Annotated in this window: 16 protein-coding genes; 12 read left to right on the top strand and 4 right to left on the bottom strand. The window is 62.9% G+C overall.

The features are described from left to right. Positions 1–21 precede the first annotated feature (21 nt). Positions 22–438: a hypothetical protein gene (locus tag CCC_RS05790; protein WP_009868839.1), complete on the bottom strand. Its 417-nt coding sequence runs from the start codon at positions 436–438 to the stop codon at positions 22–24. Positions 439–597: 159 nt separating this feature from the next. Between CCC_RS05790 and CCC_RS05785 the strand changes: the two genes are divergently transcribed. From CCC_RS05785 to lpdA, 11 genes are all read left to right on the top strand, one after another. Further along, positions 598–1,530, top strand: coding sequence for a DHH family phosphoesterase (locus CCC_RS05785; RefSeq protein WP_009868838.1), 933 nt, complete (start codon positions 598–600; stop codon positions 1,528–1,530). 69 nt (positions 1,531–1,599) lie between these two features. Next, positions 1,600–2,763, top strand: a complete 1,164-nt coding sequence (gene zapE, locus CCC_RS05780) for a cell division protein ZapE (protein ID WP_009868837.1) — start codon at positions 1,600–1,602, stop codon at positions 2,761–2,763. A gap of 441 nt (positions 2,764–3,204) precedes the next feature. Further along, entirely contained in the window at positions 3,205–4,056 is an 852-nt protein-coding gene (locus tag CCC_RS22605; RefSeq protein WP_052472948.1) for an OmpA family protein, read from the top strand. A gap of 30 nt (positions 4,057–4,086) precedes the next feature. After that, the gene (locus CCC_RS05770) at positions 4,087–5,400 is read left to right on the top strand and encodes a hypothetical protein (protein WP_009868835.1); all 1,314 of its coding nucleotides are present in this window, start codon (positions 4,087–4,089) and stop codon (positions 5,398–5,400) included. Between the two features lie 34 nt (positions 5,401–5,434). Then, a complete protein-coding gene (locus CCC_RS05765; protein ID WP_009868834.1) occupies positions 5,435–6,622 on the top strand; it encodes a hypothetical protein in 1,188 nt (395 codons plus the stop codon). Positions 6,623–6,900: 278 nt separating this feature from the next. Further along, entirely contained in the window at positions 6,901–7,860 is a 960-nt protein-coding gene (gene mdh / locus CCC_RS05760) for a malate dehydrogenase (RefSeq protein WP_009868833.1), read from the top strand. A gap of 32 nt (positions 7,861–7,892) precedes the next feature. Continuing rightward, complete coding sequence (sucC, locus tag CCC_RS05755; RefSeq protein WP_009868832.1) at positions 7,893–9,089, top strand: ADP-forming succinate--CoA ligase subunit beta; 1,197 nt, start codon at positions 7,893–7,895, stop codon at positions 9,087–9,089. Between the two features lie 2 nt (positions 9,090–9,091). Next, complete coding sequence (gene sucD / locus CCC_RS05750) at positions 9,092–9,967, top strand: succinate--CoA ligase subunit alpha (RefSeq protein ID WP_009868831.1); 876 nt, start codon at positions 9,092–9,094, stop codon at positions 9,965–9,967. A gap of 174 nt (positions 9,968–10,141) precedes the next feature. Further along, the gene (locus tag CCC_RS05745) at positions 10,142–13,111 is read left to right on the top strand and encodes a 2-oxoglutarate dehydrogenase E1 component (protein ID WP_009868830.1); all 2,970 of its coding nucleotides are present in this window, start codon (positions 10,142–10,144) and stop codon (positions 13,109–13,111) included. Positions 13,112–13,128: 17 nt separating this feature from the next. Continuing rightward, positions 13,129–14,325, top strand: coding sequence for a 2-oxoglutarate dehydrogenase complex dihydrolipoyllysine-residue succinyltransferase (gene odhB, locus CCC_RS05740; protein ID WP_041040234.1), 1,197 nt, complete (start codon positions 13,129–13,131; stop codon positions 14,323–14,325). A 123-nt stretch (positions 14,326–14,448) separates the two neighbouring features. After that, positions 14,449–15,858, top strand: coding sequence for a dihydrolipoyl dehydrogenase (lpdA, locus tag CCC_RS05735; RefSeq protein ID WP_041040232.1), 1,410 nt, complete (start codon positions 14,449–14,451; stop codon positions 15,856–15,858). A 186-nt stretch (positions 15,859–16,044) separates the two neighbouring features. Here lpdA and CCC_RS05730 read toward each other — a convergent pair whose 3' ends face one another. Continuing rightward, the gene (locus tag CCC_RS05730) at positions 16,045–16,506 is read right to left on the bottom strand and encodes a bacteriohemerythrin (RefSeq protein ID WP_236686315.1); all 462 of its coding nucleotides are present in this window, start codon (positions 16,504–16,506) and stop codon (positions 16,045–16,047) included. A gap of 93 nt (positions 16,507–16,599) precedes the next feature. Between CCC_RS05730 and CCC_RS05725 the strand changes: the two genes are divergently transcribed. Next, the gene (locus CCC_RS05725; RefSeq protein ID WP_041040296.1) at positions 16,600–17,796 is read left to right on the top strand and encodes an MFS transporter; all 1,197 of its coding nucleotides are present in this window, start codon (positions 16,600–16,602) and stop codon (positions 17,794–17,796) included. Here the strand turns inward: CCC_RS05725 and CCC_RS05720 are convergent. Together CCC_RS05720 and CCC_RS05715 are read right to left on the bottom strand one after the other, a co-directional pair. After that, positions 17,789–18,031, bottom strand: coding sequence for a type II toxin-antitoxin system RelE/ParE family toxin (locus CCC_RS05720; RefSeq protein ID WP_041040230.1), 243 nt, complete (start codon positions 18,029–18,031; stop codon positions 17,789–17,791). The two genes, CCC_RS05725 and CCC_RS05720, sit on opposite strands and share 8 nt — an antisense overlap. Beyond that, entirely contained in the window at positions 18,031–18,315 is a 285-nt protein-coding gene (locus tag CCC_RS05715) for a CopG family ribbon-helix-helix protein (protein WP_009870606.1), read from the bottom strand. Before CCC_RS05715 ends, CCC_RS05720 begins: the two co-directional genes overlap by 1 nt. Between the last annotated feature and the right edge of the window lie 72 nt (positions 18,316–18,387).

The following is an 18,387-nucleotide window of genomic DNA, read 5'->3' as shown; positions in this document are numbered from 1 at the left end:
GGAGCCGCCCTTTTTCTTCGCTTATTGCTCGGCCTCTGGCTGTTGCCCGGCCTTGGCGGCATTTCGTTCCCGGTTCCAGGCCTTGACCTGGGAATTGGAAAACGGGTTCACCAACGACCCATCGGCCATGCGCATATCGGGATCATAGCAATAATACTGGGCGCGGTGAGGAGCGGTCATCCGGCATTGCCACGGCGTTTCGCTGGTCAACTGCGCCTTGAGGCCGTAGACCTCGCATGCCTCGGCGGCCAGCCGATCACGCTCGGCCTTCGGCGTCTCGCTGTCATAGCAAACCGTTACCTGACCATTATAGCCGGGCAGTTTCTGCTTCTTGATGGACTTGGCCATCTCTGCGCGATCGACGAAAGCATCGCCCGAGGAGCAGCCTCCGAGCACGGCCAAAACGATGATGAGAGCGGCGCTGCGTAAGCCAAGCATTGGAAAAGCCCGTGAAATCCGGTGGGGTACCCCCATTGTTTAAACCAAAGTCCAGGTTTTGGAAACATTCCTGCGCCTGGGACGTTGTCACTGGAACCGCTCAAGGCTATTCTCGGGGAAATGGCATCTCCCCCTGGGGCGGGAAAGAGGAGTAGGTCTATGTCCGACGGTAAGAAATTCCGGCTGGTTACGCGCAGCGACTTTGACGGTCTGGTCTGTGCGGTCCTGCTGAAGCAGCTCGATCTCATCGATGATATCAAGTTCGTCCACCCCAAGGATATGCAGGACGGCATCATCGAGATCGGGCCAAAGGACATCACCACCAACCTTCCCTATGTGGACGGCGTGCATATCGCCTTCGACCACCACTTGTCCGAGACCATCCGGGTGGGCAAGAAGGAAAACCACATCATCGAGGCGGAAGCCCCCTCGGCGGCCCGCGTGGTCTATAACTATTACGGCGGCGCCAAGGTGTTCCCATCTTCCTGGGACGAGATGATGGCGGCAGTGGATCAGGGCGATTCCGCCCAGTACTCCCTGGAGGAGATCCTCGACCCCACCGGCTGGACCCTGCTGAACTACATCATGGACGCCCGCACCGGCCTGGGCCGCTTCCGTGAGTTCCGGGTGTCCAACTACCAGCTGATGATGGACCTGATCGATTACTGCCGGAATCACAATATCGACCAGATCCTGGCCCTGCCCGATGTCAAGGAACGGACCGACATCTATTTCGAGCATGCCGAGAAGTTCAAGGACCAGATCAAGCGCTGTTCCACCGTCCACAAGAATCTGGTGGTTCTCGACCTGCGCGGCGAGGAGACCATCTATGCCGGCAACCGCTTCATGATCTATGCGCTGTACCCGGAGACCAACATCTCCATCCACGAATTGTGGGGCGTGAAGAAGCAGAACACCGTCTTCGCCATCGGCAAATCCATCGTCAACCGTTCGTCCAAGACCAATGTGGGCGAGCTGTGCCTGAAATACGGCGGCGGCGGCCACATGAACGCCGGCACCTGCCAGGTGGACAACGCCGTGTGCGACAAGGCGTTGGGCGACATCATCGCCACCATCAACGCCGACGGCTGAGCGGCCAGACATCCGTGACCGGGCGGGAGGAAACTCCCGCCCGCTTCATTTCGGGAGCTTAAGGGAACCATGGGCGAAGGCCCCCTGTTCGCCTATCGCGCCAAGGTCCAAAGCGGCGAGGTCCGGCCCGACGTCGCCCAGGAACTGGCCATGGAGAAGCTGCAAAGCCTCCACCACGCCCTGGCGCGCTATCGCCCGGCCCTGGGTGAATCCGGCTGGCTGGCCCGCTTCGGCCTGAAGAAGGCGGCGCCCACCTCCACCTGGAACTGGGGGGCTGGCGATCTGGCCACCCAGGCGGCGCCCAAACACGGATTGTACATCTTCGGCGAGGTGGGGCGCGGCAAGTCCATGCTGATGGACCTGTTCTTCCACACCGTCTCGATCCCTGGCAAGAAGCGCGTCCACTTCCACGAATTCATGCGTGACATCCACCGCGACATCCACAAGTGGCGCCAGACCCCATCGCGCGGCGATGCCGACCCCATTCCCAAGCTGGCCCGCGCCATCGCCTCGGAAGCCTGGTTGCTCTGTCTCGACGAGTTGCAGGTCACCGACATCGCCGACGCCATGATCGTGGGGCGCCTGTTCAAATGCCTGATGGATGACGGCGTGGTGGTGGTGATCACCTCGAACCGCCATCCCAGCGACCTCTACAAGGACGGGCTTCAGCGCGACCGCTTCATCCCCTTCATCAAGCTGATCGAGGAAAAGCTCGATATTTTGGAGCTGAACTCGGATCGCGACTACCGCCTGGGCCGTAAGCGCGGCCTCCAGGTCTATCACGCGCCGCTGTCGGAAGAGGCGGAAAACGCCCTGGAACTGGCCTTCGCCCGCCTGACCGAGGGCACCAGCACCAATCCCCACACCATCGAGGTCAATGGCCGCCAACTGCGCGTCCCCCTGGCCGGAGCCGGTGTGGCCCGCTTCGCCTTTTCCCAGCTCTGCGGCACGGCCTTAGGCCCCAGCGACTACCTCGCCCTGGCGGGGCGCTATCACACCCTGATCCTGTCCGACATCCCGCTTCTGTCACCCGCCAACAAGGACGAGGCCCGGCGCTTCGTCACCTTGATCGACGCTCTTTACGAGCACAAGGTGACCCTGATCTGCTCGGCCGCCGCACCGCCCGAGACCCTCTATCCCGAAGGCGTCGGAGCCTTCGAGTTCCAACGCACCGTCTCGCGCCTCATGGAAATGCAGGCCGAGGATTATGTGATGCGGGAACATTTGGGGTAGCCACCCCCTTCACCACCCAAGATATGTTGATTGGATTGACAGGCCTTCTCGTAGGACGCAGTGCGCGATTGTATACACTTTTTGCGATTTTTTTATTTATAAAAACACGCTATTAATAAGTCGCATCGCCGTTGGGGGCTTTTTTACGCATTGATTTTTGCGATGCGCGCGCAATGCGTTACCGGGGCTATAGCGGATATGAAACGGCTAATTTCCACCCTGTGGTTGCTCGTGAATTGCGCCGCGCTTGGCGGCTGCACCGTTGATCAGATCCGCAAGGACGCAATTCGCGTTCTTGGAGGTGTCGACGCCCCCAGTGGCGGCAGCCAGATGCCTCCGCCCTCGCCTCCGGGCCGCACTGCCTCTGACGTCACTCTGAACACATCCATAGCCTCTCCGTCCGTAACCGCCGAAAGAAGCCGAGAGAGTCATACGGTCATCATGGCGGGACTTGACCGCGTCGCCAGCAGCCTTCCCAATTCGTCCGGGGTCAGCATTAGAGGCGTGCTGCGGCCACAGGGGGAAAATGGCCAGAGCGAACAGATTGCGCGCGTCTCGTTCAGCAACCAGATCTTCTTCGACTCCGATAGCGATCGAATCCTGAAAAGCGGCGAATCCGTCATCGGCGCCATTTCGCGATTGATCAGCGCCGACCAGACCAAGCCCCATATAATGGTTATCGGTCACACCGATTCGAGTGGGGGCGATCTTTATAACCTTGAGCTATCGCGCCGAAGGGCCGAGGCGGTCGCGGCTCAGCTGGTTTTGCAAGGCGTCCCGCATGAGCATATCCAGCTGGTCGGAATGGGCAAATCGCAGCCCGTGGCGTCGAACAGCACAGCGGCTGGCAAGGCGCAGAACCGCCGGGTCGAATTCCTGATCTCGGCCCGACGCGATATCAATATCAAGGAGTTGGAAGCTCCGGCGCAGCCGCCCTGTACCGAGTGCACGACCAAGTCCATAGAGGTCGCCGTCACCTCGGTGACGGCCGACGGCCTCCCCATCAGCCCCCCTCGCATGGTCGCTATTCCTGTCTACACTCGAGAGAAGGCCGTGCCGATTCCCCCGGAGCCGCGGCATCCGATCCAGTCGGACCCTCCCCTCTTGGAGGAAGCACCGCAGCAACAGACCAAGGTGGAGGTGCCCCCCCCGCCGCCGCCGCCGCCGCCGCCGCCGCCGCCGTCCGACCTTCCCTCCCGGTCCATTGCCAGACTCAAGCCGGCATCGGCCACCACGCTGACGCAGGACGAGCGGGCCGCGATGATGCGCCTGGGCATTCTGCCGACCCATTGACTTAGAGCTGACACCCTTGGAGACAGTCTGATGCCCAGCGACCTGACCAATTTGGTGAATGCCCTTGTTGCAGACGACCCGCTTTCGACAATTACCGCCAAGGCCAGTCCGGAACTGCTGGAGGAAACCGTTTCCCGTGATACCGAGACGGCCATCAACGACGAGATGCTTCTGGATGAGCATGGCCATACCCGGGGAATGAAGAGCTATGTGGTGCTTCCCATCTTGGAATCCATCGGGGCTTGGCAGAGGCGTTACCGCGAAGCCCTCCACACCCTTCAGATGACCCAGGATCGAGTCACGGCCGAACTCAGCTACGAAGCGGAGCGCCAAAGACTGAATGCGGATCGAAAAGCCAAAGAGACCGCGGCGTTAAATGAACACACGACCCAGCCTCGGTATAAGGAATTAGCCAACCGCGTCACGGTAACGGACAAGCGCTACAAGGATATGTTGGCCGAGAACCGGGGCAAAATTCCCCACGGCTATTCCCGCCTCTATTACATCGTTCCCTTGATGCTGGTCGGCCTGTCGGAATGGTTCATCAATTATCCGACCTTCCGCGAAGCCTATGCGCCCTTCTTCGCCATGGCGGCCACCGTCATCATCGCCATTTCGTTCGCCGCCGCCAGCCATTTCCACGGGCTGGGACTCAAGCAGCGACTGAGAATGTTCAACAAGTCGGTCGACCATCGGGAGCGGATCCAGATGATCGCCGTCATCGGTCTTGTCACCTTCTTCTTCCTTGTTGCTCTGGGAACGGTGACATATGAACGCTACGGCTTCATTTCAGCGCAATTCGGCCTGAGCAATGGGCTCGGCCCCGATGTCCTCGGCAATGGCCGGGCGACGGAATCCGTCGAAGGCCGATTGCTCCAAACCGTCATCCTTAACATCCTGGTTTGGTTTGCCGGTTGCCTGGTGTCCTATTTCTTTCACGACCCCATTCCCAACTTCAACGAAGCCAGGCTCGATGCGCAGCGGGCCCAAGACGAACTGGAAAAATTCGACCGCCAGTTCATCGCTCGCAAGGAACAGATCGCCGCCCAATTCTTCGAGGCCGAAGCGGCCCTTGACAGCCGGGCGCGCGAGCAGAGCGAGCAACTGCGGACCATTCGCGGCCTCAGGGAGCGCCTCTTGAACTCCCGCGTCAATGTACTGCGCGCCGCGAGCCAGCAGATCAACGCCAATCTGGCGGCCTACCGCAATGCCCTCGTCACGGGGGCAACCCGTCAAAGGCGGAATCTGGTCTTCGGCCCAAACAAAATCGGCTTAACGCAATTCAATACCGAACGACTGGAATTTCCGGCCGCGGAACTGCAGGCCTATTTCCCCGAATCATAATCCCGACGCAACTTCTGTCGCAGGATCCCCAGCTATGATCATCAAGAATATCGCGTTCTCCGTCCTGCTTTGCCTGGGCATAGGGATATCGTCAGTCAAAGCGGCCGAAGTCGAGTCCCGGATATTCAACAAGGGCGGCATCGAGTCCTGGTGCAACCAGAGCTCTCCCCGCCAGACCGTCATCTATGTGGATGAATCCATCATCACCCAGGGCGATGACAAATGGGCGCGCCAGTTGATGAACAAGATTCATTTCACACCGCGTGAAAGAGTCCAGGTCGTTGCCTTGCGGGCCGACGCGGGCACCGCGGACCAGCGCTTCAGTCTTTGCTACCCCGACTACAGTCAGGCGGAATTGGAGGACTTGCGCCGGGGACAAAGGATCAGCGAGTTCTTTACGGGTACGCCCATGGACCAGATGAGGCAGGCCCGCGAACAGTTTGATCGCGGCTTTCGCGTGGCCTTGTCCTCCTTCATCGTCAAGGGCCAGGCATCCGGCATCGCTCCCGTCCAGACGGGCCCCCTGCCTGACAAGTCCATTGCGGAAGCCATGTTCTATGACGAGAAGCGCTTCGCGACCGAGAACGGCGTGTCACGCCTGATCATCTTCTCGGACATGCTCCAGAACAGCCAGTCCTTCCAGCCCACCAAGGAAAACGACCCCGCCGCCAGCGGAATCGATGCGGCCAGGAAATATGCCATACGCTTCAATCTGGCGGAGGTTCATGTCTTTGGAATCGGTAGCACGGTCCCGGCCGGAGACCCCGTCAACCGCAAGATGGAGGCCTTCTGGCGCGCCTTTTTCCTGGCCAATGGCGCCTATCTGGAACAGTTTTCCAATACCCTGAATCTGGGAGATTCCCGAAGCATTGCCGTCAAGCGCTGGCGCGGCGCGCTTGCCGTCGCCGACATGCATTCCGAAGTCAATCTCCGGATTATGACCGACGAAAGCGGTGTTCTGGTCAATAGCTGGCTGGTGGTCAACAACTCGGGCGGCCTCCCCCTCGAAGGCAAGGAAAAGTGCGTCGAAAGCATGTGCGAAATCACCGCCAAGCTGCGCACCGATGTGGGAGCCTTCAAGCGCGGAGATGTCCTGCTTCTGCGTGGCAATGCCAAGGAAATGAAAGGCGCCCTCAAGGATCCGACCGGGGCGAAATTCTCGGATGGGAAGCCTGCGGAGTACGTGATCGGATTGGTTCGCGATGACGCCGCGCGATTCTGAAACCGCAACCCACCCGACCGAGTGGGCGCCAACCCCCTCCGGGTAGGTAAACTTGTAATGAGTCCAAAGCATTACGGCATTGGTCGTACCGCTTAGAGGCCAGTGTTCGGAAATACCAAGGTTTCCTGGCGGGGCCGCTTTGCGTCGGCCGCATGCCAATCCGCTTGCCCTTGGGCGCGAATCGCGTTACCTAAGCCCCCCAGGCCATTTTTGCGCGCAACGGCGCGCCCCACCCGTTCGTCTAGAACCATCTCATCGAATTCGAGGGAACTCCATCCATGGCACGCAAGAAGATCGCTCTCGTAGGGTCCGGCAATATCGGCGGCACGCTCGCCCATCTGATCGGCCTCAAGGAACTGGGTGATGTCGTCATGTTCGACATCGCCGAGGGCATCCCCCAGGGCAAGGGTCTCGACATCCTCGAGTCCACCCCGGTCGAGGGCGTGGACTGCCGCTATTCCGGTGCCAACGACTACTCCGCCATCAAGGGCGCCGATGTGGTCATCGTCACCGCTGGCGTGCCCAGGAAGCCCGGCATGAGCCGCGACGATCTGGTCGGCATCAACCTCAAGGTCATGGCCGCCGTCGGCGAGGGCATCAAGAAGAACTGCCCCGGCGCTTTCGTGATCTGCATCACCAATCCGCTGGACGTGATGGTCTGGGCGCTGCAGCACTATTCCGGCGTGCCCGCCAACATGATCGTCGGCATGGCTGGCGTGCTGGATTCGGCCCGTTTCCGCACCTTCCTGTGTGAAGAGTTCAACGTCTCGGTCGAGGACGTCACCGCCTTCGTGCTGGGCGGCCACGGCGACACCATGGTCCCGCTGGTCCGTTACTCCACCGTCGCCGGCATCCCGCTGCCCGACCTGGTGAAGATGGGCTGGACCACGCAGGAGAAGCTGGACCAGATCGTGCAGCGCACCCGTGACGGCGGCGCCGAGATCGTCAACCTGCTGAAGACCGGCTCGGCCTACTACGCCCCGGCCGCTTCGGGCGTCGCCATGGCCGAAGCCTTCCTCAAGGACAAGAAGCGCGTCCTGCCCGTCGCCACCCTGGTCAAGGGCGGCACCTACGGCCAGCCCGACGACGTGTTCGTCGGCGTGCCGGTGGTCATCGGCGAAGGCGGCGTGGAGCGCATCGTCGAGATCGAGCTGAACGCCGCCGAGCAGGCCGAGTTCAACAAGTCGGCCGACGCCGTCCGCGGCCTGGTCAAGGTCGCCAAGGGCCTGATGGGCTAATCGACAAGACACCATAAGGGGAGCAATACCCGATGAATATTCATGAGTATCAGGGCAAGCAGGTGCTGGCCAAGTACGGCGTCGCCGTGCTCAAGGGCGGCGTCGCCTACACCCCCGACGAGGCGGTGCAGGTTGCCAAGGACCTGGGCGGACCGATCTATGTGGTGAAGTCCCAGATCCACGCCGGTGGCCGTGGCGCCGGTCGTTTCAAGAACGACCCCAATGGCAAGGGCGGCGTCCGCGTCGTCAAGTCCATCGACGAAGTCCGCGCCAATGTCGACCAGATGCTGGGTCAGGTTCTGATCACCAAGCAGACCGGCCCCGCCGGTAAGGAAGTCAAGCGCGTCTATATCGAGCAGGGCTGCGACATCAAGCGCGAGCTGTACCTGTCCATGCTGGTCGACCGCGCCACCTGCCGCGTCACCATCGTCGCCTCCACCGAGGGCGGCATGGAGATCGAGGAAGTGGCTCATAACCACCCCGAGAAGATCCTCAAGGTCGCCATCGATCCGGTCGAGGGCTTCCAGCAGTATCACGGCCGCAAGATCGCCTTCAGCCTCGGTCTCGAGGGCAAGCAGGTCAACACCTGCGTGAAGTTCGTCGGCGCGCTGTACAAGGCCTTCATGGACCTGGACTGCTCCATCGTCGAGATCAACCCGCTGGTGGTCACCGGCGCCGGTGAGCTGATCGCTCTCGACGCCAAGGTGAACTTCGACGACAACGCGCTGTTCCGTCACAAGGACATCGAAGAGCTGCGTGACGAGTCGGAAGAAGATCCGGCCGAGCTCGAAGCCGCCCGTCACTCGCTGAACTACATCAAGCTGGACGGCCAGATCGGCTGCATGGTCAACGGTGCCGGCCTCGCCATGGCCACCATGGACATCATCAAGCTGTACGGCTCCGAGCCGGCCAACTTCCTCGATGTGGGCGGCGGCGCCACCAAGGAGCGCGTCACCACCGCGTTCAAGCTGATCCTGTCCGACCCCAATGTCGAAGGCATTCTGGTCAACATCTTCGGCGGCATCATGCGTTGCGACGTCATCGCCGAAGGCGTTGTCGCCGCGGCTCGTGAAGTCAGCCTGAACGTCCCGCTGGTCGTTCGTCTGGAAGGTACCAACGTCGAGTTGGGCAAGAAGATCATGGCCCAGAGCGGCCTGCCGATCATTGCCGCCGACAATCTTGCCGACGCCGCCGAGAAGGTGGTGAAGGCCGTGAAGGAGGCTGCATAAAAATGGCCGTTCTCGTTAATGCCAATACGAAGGTGATCTGCCAGGGCTTCACTGGCGCCCAGGGCACCTTCCACTCCGAGCAGGCCATTGCCTATGGCACCAAGATGGTCGGCGGCGTCACCCCCGGTAAGGGCGGCACCACCCATCTCGACCTGCCGGTGTTCAACACCGTCGCCGAGGCCAAGGCCAAGACCGGCTGCAACGCGTCCGTGATCTACGTGCCGCCGCCGTTTGCCGCCGACGCCATCTTGGAAGCCATCGACGCCGAGATCGAGCTGGCCGTCTGCATCACCGAGGGTATCCCGGTGGCCGACATGCTGGCCGTCAAGCGCGCCCTGCAGGGCTCCAAGACCCGTCTGATCGGGCCGAACTGCCCCGGCGTCATCACGCCCGGCGAGTGCAAGATCGGCATCATGCCCGGCCACATCCACCTGCGTGGCAAGGTCGGCATCGTGTCGCGTTCGGGCACGCTCACCTATGAGGCGGTCGCTCAGACCACCGCCACCGGCCTGGGCCAGACCACCTGCATCGGCATCGGCGGTGACCCCATCAACGGCACCAACTTCGTCGACAGCCTGGAGCTCTTCCTGGCCGACCCCGAGACCCAGGCGATCATCATGATCGGCGAAATCGGCGGCGACGCCGAGGTCCAGGGCGCCGAGCTGCTGAAGCGTTCCAAGATCAAGAAGCCGACCGTCGGTTTCATCGCCGGGCGGACCGCTCCTCCCGGCCGCCGCATGGGCCATGCCGGTGCGGTGATCTCGGGCGGCAACGACACCGCCGACTTCAAGGTGGAAGCCCTGAAGTCCGCCGGTATCGCCGTCGCTGATTCGCCTGCTTCGCTGGGCTCGACCATGGTGAAGCTCCTCAAGGGCTGATCCGCTTAAGACTAAACGGTCCGGCGTGTCGCCGGAGCGCCGGACCGTCGGCGCGCCGGACCGTTCCAATAATAAGAACAAAGCAGTTTGCGCCGTAAATGAGCGGCGCCCGGCGGCGCCGCCCGGCCCAAGCACGAAAGGGACGCGGGCTAGAACCTGCGTCGAATCCCGAACATGACAAAGCAGTTCGACGAATCGTCCTTTCTGAGCGGCGGCAACGCCGTCTTCATCGCTGAGCTTTACGCCCGCTATCTGGAAGACCCCTCTTCGGTGGATTCCTCGTGGGTCGCCTTCTTCCAGGATTTGAAGGACGATGGCTCGCAGCTGATCTCAGATTTCAAGGGCACCGCCAACGCCCGCCGTGACATCCAGATCATCGGCGCCATCGACCCCGAAGCCGCAGCGGCCGCCGCCGCCGCCGCCAAGAAGGGGGGCAAGGATTCCGCGCCCAAGGGCGCCGCCCCGGCCGCCGCCGATCCCGCCGCCATCCGTCAGGCCCAGGTGGATTCCATCCGCGCCCTGATGCTGATCCGCTCCTATCGTGTGCGCGGTCACCTGATGGCGAAGCTGGACCCGCTGGAGCTGACCAAGCCCGAGCAGCATCCCGAACTGGATTACCGCACTTACGGCTTCACCGATGCCGATCTCGACCGCGAGATCTTCATCGACCACGTCCTGGGGCTGGAAAGCGCCAAGCTGCGTGACATCGTGCGCATCGTGCAGGAGACCTACTGCGCCAAGATCGGCGTGGAATTCATGCACATCCAGGACCCTGACCAGAAGGCCTGGATTCAAAAGCGCATCGAATCCATCCACAACCGCACCGATTTCACGCCGCGCGGCAAGACCGCCATCCTGGAGCGTCTGACCGAGGCCGAGGGTTTCGAGCGCTTCCTTCAGATGAAGTATACCGGCACGAAGCGCTTCGGCCTTGAAGGTGGCGAGTCCGTCATCCCGGCGCTGGAACAGATCTTGAAGCGCGGCAGCCAACTGGGCGTGGACGAAGTGGTGCTGGGCATGGCCCATCGTGGCCGTCTCAACGTCCTGGCCAATTTCATGAAGAAGCCCTATCAGGCCATCTTCTCGGAATTCCAGGGCAATGCCGCCAGCCCCGAGGACGTGCAGGGCTCGGGCGATGTGAAGTACCATCTGGGCACCTCCGCCGACCGGGATTTCGACGGCAAGACCGTCCACCTGTCGCTGATGCCCAATCCGTCGCATCTGGAAGTGGTCGGCCCCCTGGTGGTCGGCAAGGTGCGCGCCAAGCAGACCCAGTTCGGCGATACCGAGCGCAAGCGGGTGATGGGCATCATCTTGCATGGCGACGCGGCCTTCGCTGGCCAGGGCGTGGTGCCGGAAGTGATGCTGCTGTCCCAGCTCAAGGGCTATGCCACGGGCGGCACCGTGCACATCATCATCAACAACCAGATCGGCTTTACCACCGCGCCGCAATATTCGCGGTCGGGCCCCTATTCGTCCGACGTGGCCAAGGGCTTCCAGGCCCCGGTGTTCCACGTCAACGGCGATGATCCCGAAGCCGTGGTCCATGTGGCGCGCATCGCCACCGAATACCGTCAGGAATTCGGTGCCGACGTGGTCATCGACATGGTGTGCTACCGCCGCCATGGCCATAACGAGTCGGACGAGCCGGCCTTCACCCAGCCGCTGATGTACCGCAAGATCGCCAGCCACCCGACCACCCGCGCGCTCTATTCCGAGAAGCTGGTGGCCGAGGGCACCATCACGCGCTACGAGGCGGACGCCATCTTCGCCAACTTCCAGGCCCGCCTGGAAGGTGACTACGAGGCCGCCAAAAGCTTCAAGGTCAACAAGGCCGACTGGCTGGAAGGCAAGTGGCAGGGCCTGGTGCAATTGGCCGAGGAAGAGGAGTTCCGCGAGGAAAAGACCGGCGTTGCCGCCGATATCCTCAAGGAAGTGGGCCACGCCCTGGCCCGCACCCCCGAGGGCTTCAACGTCAACCGCAAGGTCGTCCGCCAGTTGGCCGCCAAGAAGGAGATGGTCGACACGGGCGAGGGCATCGATTGGGCGACCGCCGAGGCTCTGGCCTTTGGCACCTTGCTGATCGAAGGCAACGGCGTGCGTCTGTCGGGCCAGGATTGCGGACGCGGCACCTTCTCGCAGCGCCATTGCCGCCTGACCGATCAGGAGACCGAGGAACGCATCGAGCCCCTGAACGCCATTCGTCCCGGCAAGCAGGCCTATTTCGAAGTTATGGACTCGCCGCTGTCGGAAGAGGCGGTGCTGGGCTTCGAATACGGCTATTCCCAGGCCGAGCCCAACACGCTGACCTTGTGGGAGGGCCAGTTCGGCGACTTCGCCAACGGCGCCCAGGTGATCATCGACCAGTTCATCAACTCGGGCGAGTCCAAGTGGCTGCGCATGTCGGGTCTGGTGATGCTGCTGCCCCACGGCTATGAAGGCCAGGGCCCCGAGCATTCCTCGGCCCGCTGGGAACGTTATCTCCAGCTTTCGGGCGAGGATAACTGGCAGGTCTGCAACATCACCACCCCGGCCAATTACTTCCACGCGCTCCGCCGTCAGCTGCGCCGCAATTTCCGCAAGCCGCTGATCATCATGACGCCGAAGTCGTTGCTGCGTCATAAGCTGTGCGTGTCCAAGCTGGACGAGCTGATCTCGGGCTCGCGCTTCCGGCGCGTTCTGCCCGAGACGGAGAAGCTGGCCGCCGATTCCAAGATCCGGCGCGTCCTGCTGTGCTCGGGCAAGGTTTATTACGATCTGCTGGAGGAGCGCACCAAGCGCGGCCTCAAGGACGTGGCCATCATCCGCGTCGAGCAGCTCTATCCCTGGCCCAAGGACACCATCAAGGCCCAGTTGGCCCGCTATCCCAACGCCGAATTGCTGTGGGTGCAGGAAGAACCGGCCAATATGGGACCGTGGACCTTCGTCGACCGGCGTATCGAGTTCATCTGCGAAGAGCTCGATATCAAGGCCAGGAAGGCGCTCTATTGCGGACGCCGCGCCGCCGCGTCGCCCGCCACGGGCCTCTACAAGACCCATGTGGCCGAACAGGAATGGATCACCAGCATGGCCATGAGCGGCGAGCTGGTCGCCCTGCCCCAGCCGTTCCGCCGCGCTTCCAAGCTCTCCCGCCTGACCGCCTAGAAAGGGAAAACAAAAAAATGACCACCGAAATCAAGGTGCCCACCCTGGGCGAGTCCGTGACCGAAGCCACCGTCGCCAAGTGGTTCAAGAATGTGGGCGATGCCGTCCGCGCCGATGAGCCCCTGGTCGAGCTGGAGACCGACAAGGTCACCGTCGAGGTCAATGCGCCAGCGGCCGGAACCCTGACCGACATCGTCGCCGCCACGGGCGCCACCGTGGAAGTGGGCGCCCTGCTGGGCGTTCTCGGCGCCGCCGGTGCCGCGGCGGCCGCTCCGGCCCCCAAACCCGCAGCCCCGGCTCCGGCTCCGGCTCCCGCCGCCGCCCCGGCCGCAGCTGGCGTCATGCCCTCGGCCAAGAAGATCGCCGCCGATAGCGGCGTCGATACCTCGGCCATCAGCGGTACCGGCAAGGACGGGCGCGTCACCAAGGGCGACGTGCTGGCCGCCGCCGCCGCTCCGGCTCCCGCCCCGGCCCCCAAGCCCGCCGCTCCGTCGGGCCCCCGGCCCAAGGCCGAGCTGGAAGACCGGGTCAAGATGACCCGTCTGCGCAAGACCATCGCCGGGCGTCTGAAGGAAGCCCAGAACACGGCGGCCATGCTGACCACCTTCAACGAGGTGGACATGGGCGCTCTGTTTGATCTGCGCAATCAGTACAAGGACCAGTTCGAAAAGCGCCACGGCGTCAAGCTGGGCTTCATGTCCTTCTTCGTGAAGGCCTGCGTCGCCGCTCTCAAGGATTGGCCCGCCGTCAATGCCGAGATCGACGGCGAGGATCTGGTCTACAAGAAGTACTACGATATCGGCGTCGCCGTGGGCACGCCGCAAGGCCTGGTGGTGCCGGTGCTGCGCGGCGCCGACGCCCTGTCCTTCGCCGGTGTCGAACAGGGCATCGCCAATCTGGGCAAGAAGGCCCGTGACGGCAAGCTGTCCATGGAAGACCTGATGGGCGGCACCTTCACCATCTCCAATGGCGGCGTCTACGGCTCGCTGATGAGCACCCCCATCCTCAATACCCCCCAGTCGGGTATCTTGGGAATGCACAAGGTGCAGCAGCGCCCCATGGTCATGCCCGACGGCAAGATCGAGGCCCGGCCCATGATGTATCTGGCGCTCTCCTACGACCACCGCATCATCGACGGCCGCGAGGCGGTGTCGTTCCTGGTGCGCGTCAAGGAGTGCATCGAGGACCCGCAGCGCATCCTGCTCGAGATGTAGGATCGTTAACCACGAAGGCACGAAGACACGAAGGTTAAGAGAAGAAGATTATGTTCTTTTCCCTTCGTGTCTCTTCGTGCCTTCGCGTCTTCGTGGTGAAATTTCTTTTCTAGGGGGCATTCCATGTCCGATTCTTCGTTTGACGTCGTCATCATCGGCGGTGGCCCCGGCGGCTATGTCGCCGCCATCCGCGCCGCCCAGTTGGGCCTGAAGACTGCTTGTATCGAAAAGCGGGGAAGCCTGGGCGGCACCTGCCTCAATGTGGGCTGCATCCCGTCCAAGGCGCTGCTGGCCGCATCGCACCACTACCACGCGGCCTCCCATGATCTGGGCGCCTTTGGCATCAAGGTGTCCAAGGTCGAAATCGACGTGGCTGGCATGATGGGCCATAAGGACAAGGTGGTGTCCGACAACACCAAGGGCATCGAGTTCCTGTTCAAGAAGAACAAGGTCACCTACATCATCGGCGCGGGCGCCATCACCGCGCCGGGCCAGATCGAAGTGACGGCCAAGGACGGCGCCAAGTCGACCGTCGCCGCCAAGCACATCGTCATCGCCACCGGCTCCGAGGTCACCCCCCTGCCGGGCGTCGAGATCGACGAGGAAGTGATCATCTCCTCCACCGGCGCCCTGGCTTTGCCCAAGACCCCCAAGCACATCGTCGTCATTGGCGGCGGCGTCATCGGTCTGGAACTGGGCACCGTCTGGGGCCGCCTGGGCGCCAAGGTCACCGTGGTGGAATTCCTCGACCGCATCCTGCCCTTCAATGACGGCGAAGTGTCCAAGACCATGCAGCGCCTGCTGGCCAAGCAGGGCATGGAGTTCAAGCTGGGCACCAAGGTCACCGCCATCACCAGGAAGGGCAAGACCGCCACAATCACCGTGGAACCCGCCGCTGGCGGCGCCGCGGAAAAGATCGAGGCCGATTGCGTCCTGGTCGCCATCGGTCGCCGCCCCTTCACCGAGGGCCTGGGCCTGGACAAGGTCGGCGTCGCGATCGACAAGCGCGGCTTCGTCACCATCGACGGCCATTTCCGCACCAATGTGCCCGGCATCTACGCCATCGGCGACGTGGTCGGCGGCGCCATGCTGGCCCATAAGGCCGAGGAAGAGGGCGTCGCCCTGGCCGAGATCCTGGCCGGTCAGCACGGCCATGTGAACTACGAGGCCATCCCGGCGGTGGTCTACACCTGGCCGGAAGTGGCCAGCGTCGGCAAGACCGAAGAGCAGTTGAAGGCCGAAGGCATCGCCTACAAGGCGGGCAAGTTCCCCTTCACCGCCAATGGCCGGGCACGCTCCATGAACGAGGTCGACGGCTTCGTCAAGATCCTGGCCTGCGCCACCACCGACAAGGTCCTGGGCGCCCATATCGTCGGCCCCAATGCGGGCGACCTCATCGCCGAAGTGGTTCTGGCCATGGAATTCGGCGCGGCGTCGGAAGACATCGCGCGGACCTGCCACGCCCATCCGGGCCTGGGCGAAGCGGTCAAGGAAGCCTGCCTGGCCGTGGATGGCCGCCCGCTGCACACGTAGTTTTTTCATCTCGCTAACGGAAAGGGCGTCTCGCAAGAGACGCCCTTTTTGTTTTTGATCCGAAAAGAAAAAGAAGGATGCGAAGGGATTCATCCCTTCGCGCATCCCTGATCCCTAATCCCCTCGCCCGTTCGCAGGTGTGGGGGCGCCGTAATTCGGCAGACCAAGAACCCTCAAAGGCAGACGTCACGCCACCTTCTGCCCACGCTCGTGCAGATAGGCCGCGAAGGCCTGGTCGTAGGTCAGGATGTGGTCGCACAGCCAGCGCTTGAGCAGGTCGACCAGTTCTTCCGCCACGCATTCGGGTCCCGACAGCATCAGCCGGTCGATCAGAACGTCCAGTTGGAAGATCAGGTATTCGTGGTCATAGCGGTGGGCTTCGCGGTCGGGATAGCCTGCCCGTTCCATGCCGTGCTGTTCGCGCAGGAAATGTTCGCGGGTGAACAGGCACAGATCGGCGACCGCCTGAGTCACCATATCGGCCCCGATCTGGGCCGCCGAAAAGATCCGGTTCATCAGCACGAACATTTCGCGATGATCCCCGTCCTCCTGCTCCATATGCAGCAGAAGGTCGTTCGACCATTCGATCTTATGGTTCCCCCAAGAAACTGACTCGTCCGAGGCCATATGACAGGTATCCTTCTTCACCTGACGGCGCCCCTAAGGCGTCCCCAACGCCGGAGACTAGGGTATACACCTGATGCTTGAATTGATACGGTCCGAAAGTCATGGATCATTGTGGTGAGTGAGGTCCATTCCCTTGGCGCCAAGGCCGTCTTTTGCCTGTGCGCGGCCGAAGTTCTGACCATGGTGGGCGTCTTCGCCTTTCCCGCCCTGCTGCCCGCCTTCGTGGCCCAATGGGGACTGAGCAATACCGAGGCGGGATGGATTTCCGGGATTCTGTTCGCGGGCTATACCGTGGCCGTGCCGGTCCTCACCACGCTGACCGACCGGATCGACGCCAAGCGGGTCTATCTCTTGGGCGCCCTGGTCGCGGCCCTCTCCTGCTTGGCCTATGCGGTCTGGGCGCAAGGCTTCTGGTCGGCGCTGGCCCTGCGGTTCCTGGCAGGCGTGGGATTGGCGGGCACCTATATGCCGGGACTGAAGGCCCTGGTCGACCGCACGCGGGGCCCGAAGCAGGCGCGCTGGATCAGCTTCTACACCGCCAGTTTCTCGCTGGGCACCAGCGGGTCGTTCATGATCATCGGCGCTGTCGCTGAAGTTTGGGGCTGGAAGGCCGCCTTCGTCCTGGCCGGTCTCTCAGCCCTGGCCGCCTTTGTCCTGGTCCTGGCCGTGCTGGAACGGACAGAACCGGTCGCCCCCGCCCAGCCGGTCAATCCCTTCGATTTCGGCCCTGTGTTCCGCAACCGCGCCGCCATGGGCTATGTGCTGGGCTATGCCGCCCATGTGTGGGAACTGTTCGGAGCCCGCTCGTGGATGGTGGCCTTTCTCGCCTGGGTCCTGGCCAGCCAGCCGGGCGCAAGCGGGCCGTCGCCCACCACCACGGCCACCCTTGCCTCCCTGCTGGCCATGGCCGCCTCCCTGGTGGGCGCCGATCTGGCCATCCGCTTCGACCGCCGCCGGGTTTGCGCCGTCGCCATGCTGGCCTCGGCCGCCCTGGCTGCGATCATCGGCTTTTTGGGCGGCCTGCCCTATGGAATCGTGGCCGGGCTGATGCTGCTGTACAACATTCTGATCCAGATCGATTCGGCGGCGCTGACCACCGGCGCGGTGATGGCCGCCGAGCCCGAGCGGCGCGGCGCCACCATCGCCATTCACTCCCTGCTGGGCTTTGGCGCGGGCTTCATCGGGCCCCTGGCCTTCGGCATGGTATTGGATCTGGCGGGAGGAGGCAGTTCCTCCCTGGCCTGGGGCATGGCCTTCGCCTCTCTGGCGATCGTGGTGAGCCTCGGCCCCCTTGCCTTGCGGCTCAGATGACCCGCAACACCATCACGGCGCCTTCGCCCGCCCGGTAGACCAGACGCCAGGGTAGGCCGGGCAGCGGAAGCTCCCGGGTCCCTGGCGCGGTGCCGTCACGGCCCCTTTCGGGAAACTGGGCCAGGAGATCGGCGCTTTCGGCGATCAGGCGCCCGACGCGGCGCGCCCCCTCTCCGGCCAGGCCGGTGCGCAGACGGAACAAATCGGTCAAGGCCGCATCGGACCAGCGGATCATCAGCACGATCCCGGCGGGCCGGATTCGTCCTCACCCCCCCAGCCCAGAAGCCAGAGCCGTACACGGGCATGATCGGCGGACAGACCGGGCCGGGCGCCGAACTCGCCCTCGCCCGCCGCTTCGATCACCGCCTGTCGCGCCGCCTGCCGGTCGTCCTCGGCATCCAGGTAGTGCCGCAAGGCCCTCTCCAGAAGCGCCGCCGCATCGCCGCCATCCGTCGCCAGACGGGTCTCCAGCCGTCGGGACAGATCATCGTCGAGAACAAGCTGAATGGTTCTGGGCATGACACTCTCCGGCAATCTGCGGGAATACTACAGCCTCTTGTGGCTCCGTCCCAATAAGCATACGCTCATACT

The sequence above is a fragment of the Paramagnetospirillum magnetotacticum MS-1 genome (assembly GCF_000829825.1).
Lineage (GTDB): Bacteria > Pseudomonadota > Alphaproteobacteria > Rhodospirillales > Magnetospirillaceae > Phaeospirillum > Phaeospirillum magnetotacticum.
The sequence above is the reverse complement of the archived record's forward strand: the minus strand, read 5'-3'. Positions and strand labels throughout refer to the sequence as shown.

Excerpts from the sequence above, each read along its gene's own strand:
- sucC (WP_009868832.1), top strand. The coding sequence starts at position 7,893 with ATGAATATTCATGAGTATCAGGGCAAGCAGGTGCTGGCCAAGTACGGC.
- CCC_RS05765 (WP_009868834.1), top strand. The coding sequence starts at position 5,435 with ATGATCATCAAGAATATCGCGTTCTCCGTCCTGCTTTGCCTGGGCATA.
- CCC_RS05715 (WP_009870606.1), bottom strand. The coding sequence starts at position 18,315 with ATGCCCAGAACCATTCAGCTTGTTCTCGACGATGATCTGTCCCGACGG.
- CCC_RS05770 (WP_009868835.1), top strand. The coding sequence starts at position 4,087 with ATGCCCAGCGACCTGACCAATTTGGTGAATGCCCTTGTTGCAGACGAC.
- lpdA (WP_041040232.1), top strand. The coding sequence starts at position 14,449 with ATGTCCGATTCTTCGTTTGACGTCGTCATCATCGGCGGTGGCCCCGGC.
- CCC_RS05785 (WP_009868838.1), top strand. The coding sequence starts at position 598 with ATGTCCGACGGTAAGAAATTCCGGCTGGTTACGCGCAGCGACTTTGAC.
- CCC_RS05720 (WP_041040230.1), bottom strand. The coding sequence starts at position 18,031 with ATGATCCGCTGGTCCGATGCGGCCTTGACCGATTTGTTCCGTCTGCGC.
- sucD (WP_009868831.1), top strand. The coding sequence starts at position 9,092 with ATGGCCGTTCTCGTTAATGCCAATACGAAGGTGATCTGCCAGGGCTTC.
- CCC_RS05745 (WP_009868830.1), top strand. The coding sequence starts at position 10,142 with ATGACAAAGCAGTTCGACGAATCGTCCTTTCTGAGCGGCGGCAACGCC.
- mdh (WP_009868833.1), top strand. The coding sequence starts at position 6,901 with ATGGCACGCAAGAAGATCGCTCTCGTAGGGTCCGGCAATATCGGCGGC.
- CCC_RS22605 (WP_052472948.1), top strand. The coding sequence starts at position 3,205 with ATGGCGGGACTTGACCGCGTCGCCAGCAGCCTTCCCAATTCGTCCGGG.
- zapE (WP_009868837.1), top strand. The coding sequence starts at position 1,600 with ATGGGCGAAGGCCCCCTGTTCGCCTATCGCGCCAAGGTCCAAAGCGGC.
- odhB (WP_041040234.1), top strand. The coding sequence starts at position 13,129 with ATGACCACCGAAATCAAGGTGCCCACCCTGGGCGAGTCCGTGACCGAA.
- CCC_RS05790 (WP_009868839.1), bottom strand. The coding sequence starts at position 438 with ATGCTTGGCTTACGCAGCGCCGCTCTCATCATCGTTTTGGCCGTGCTC.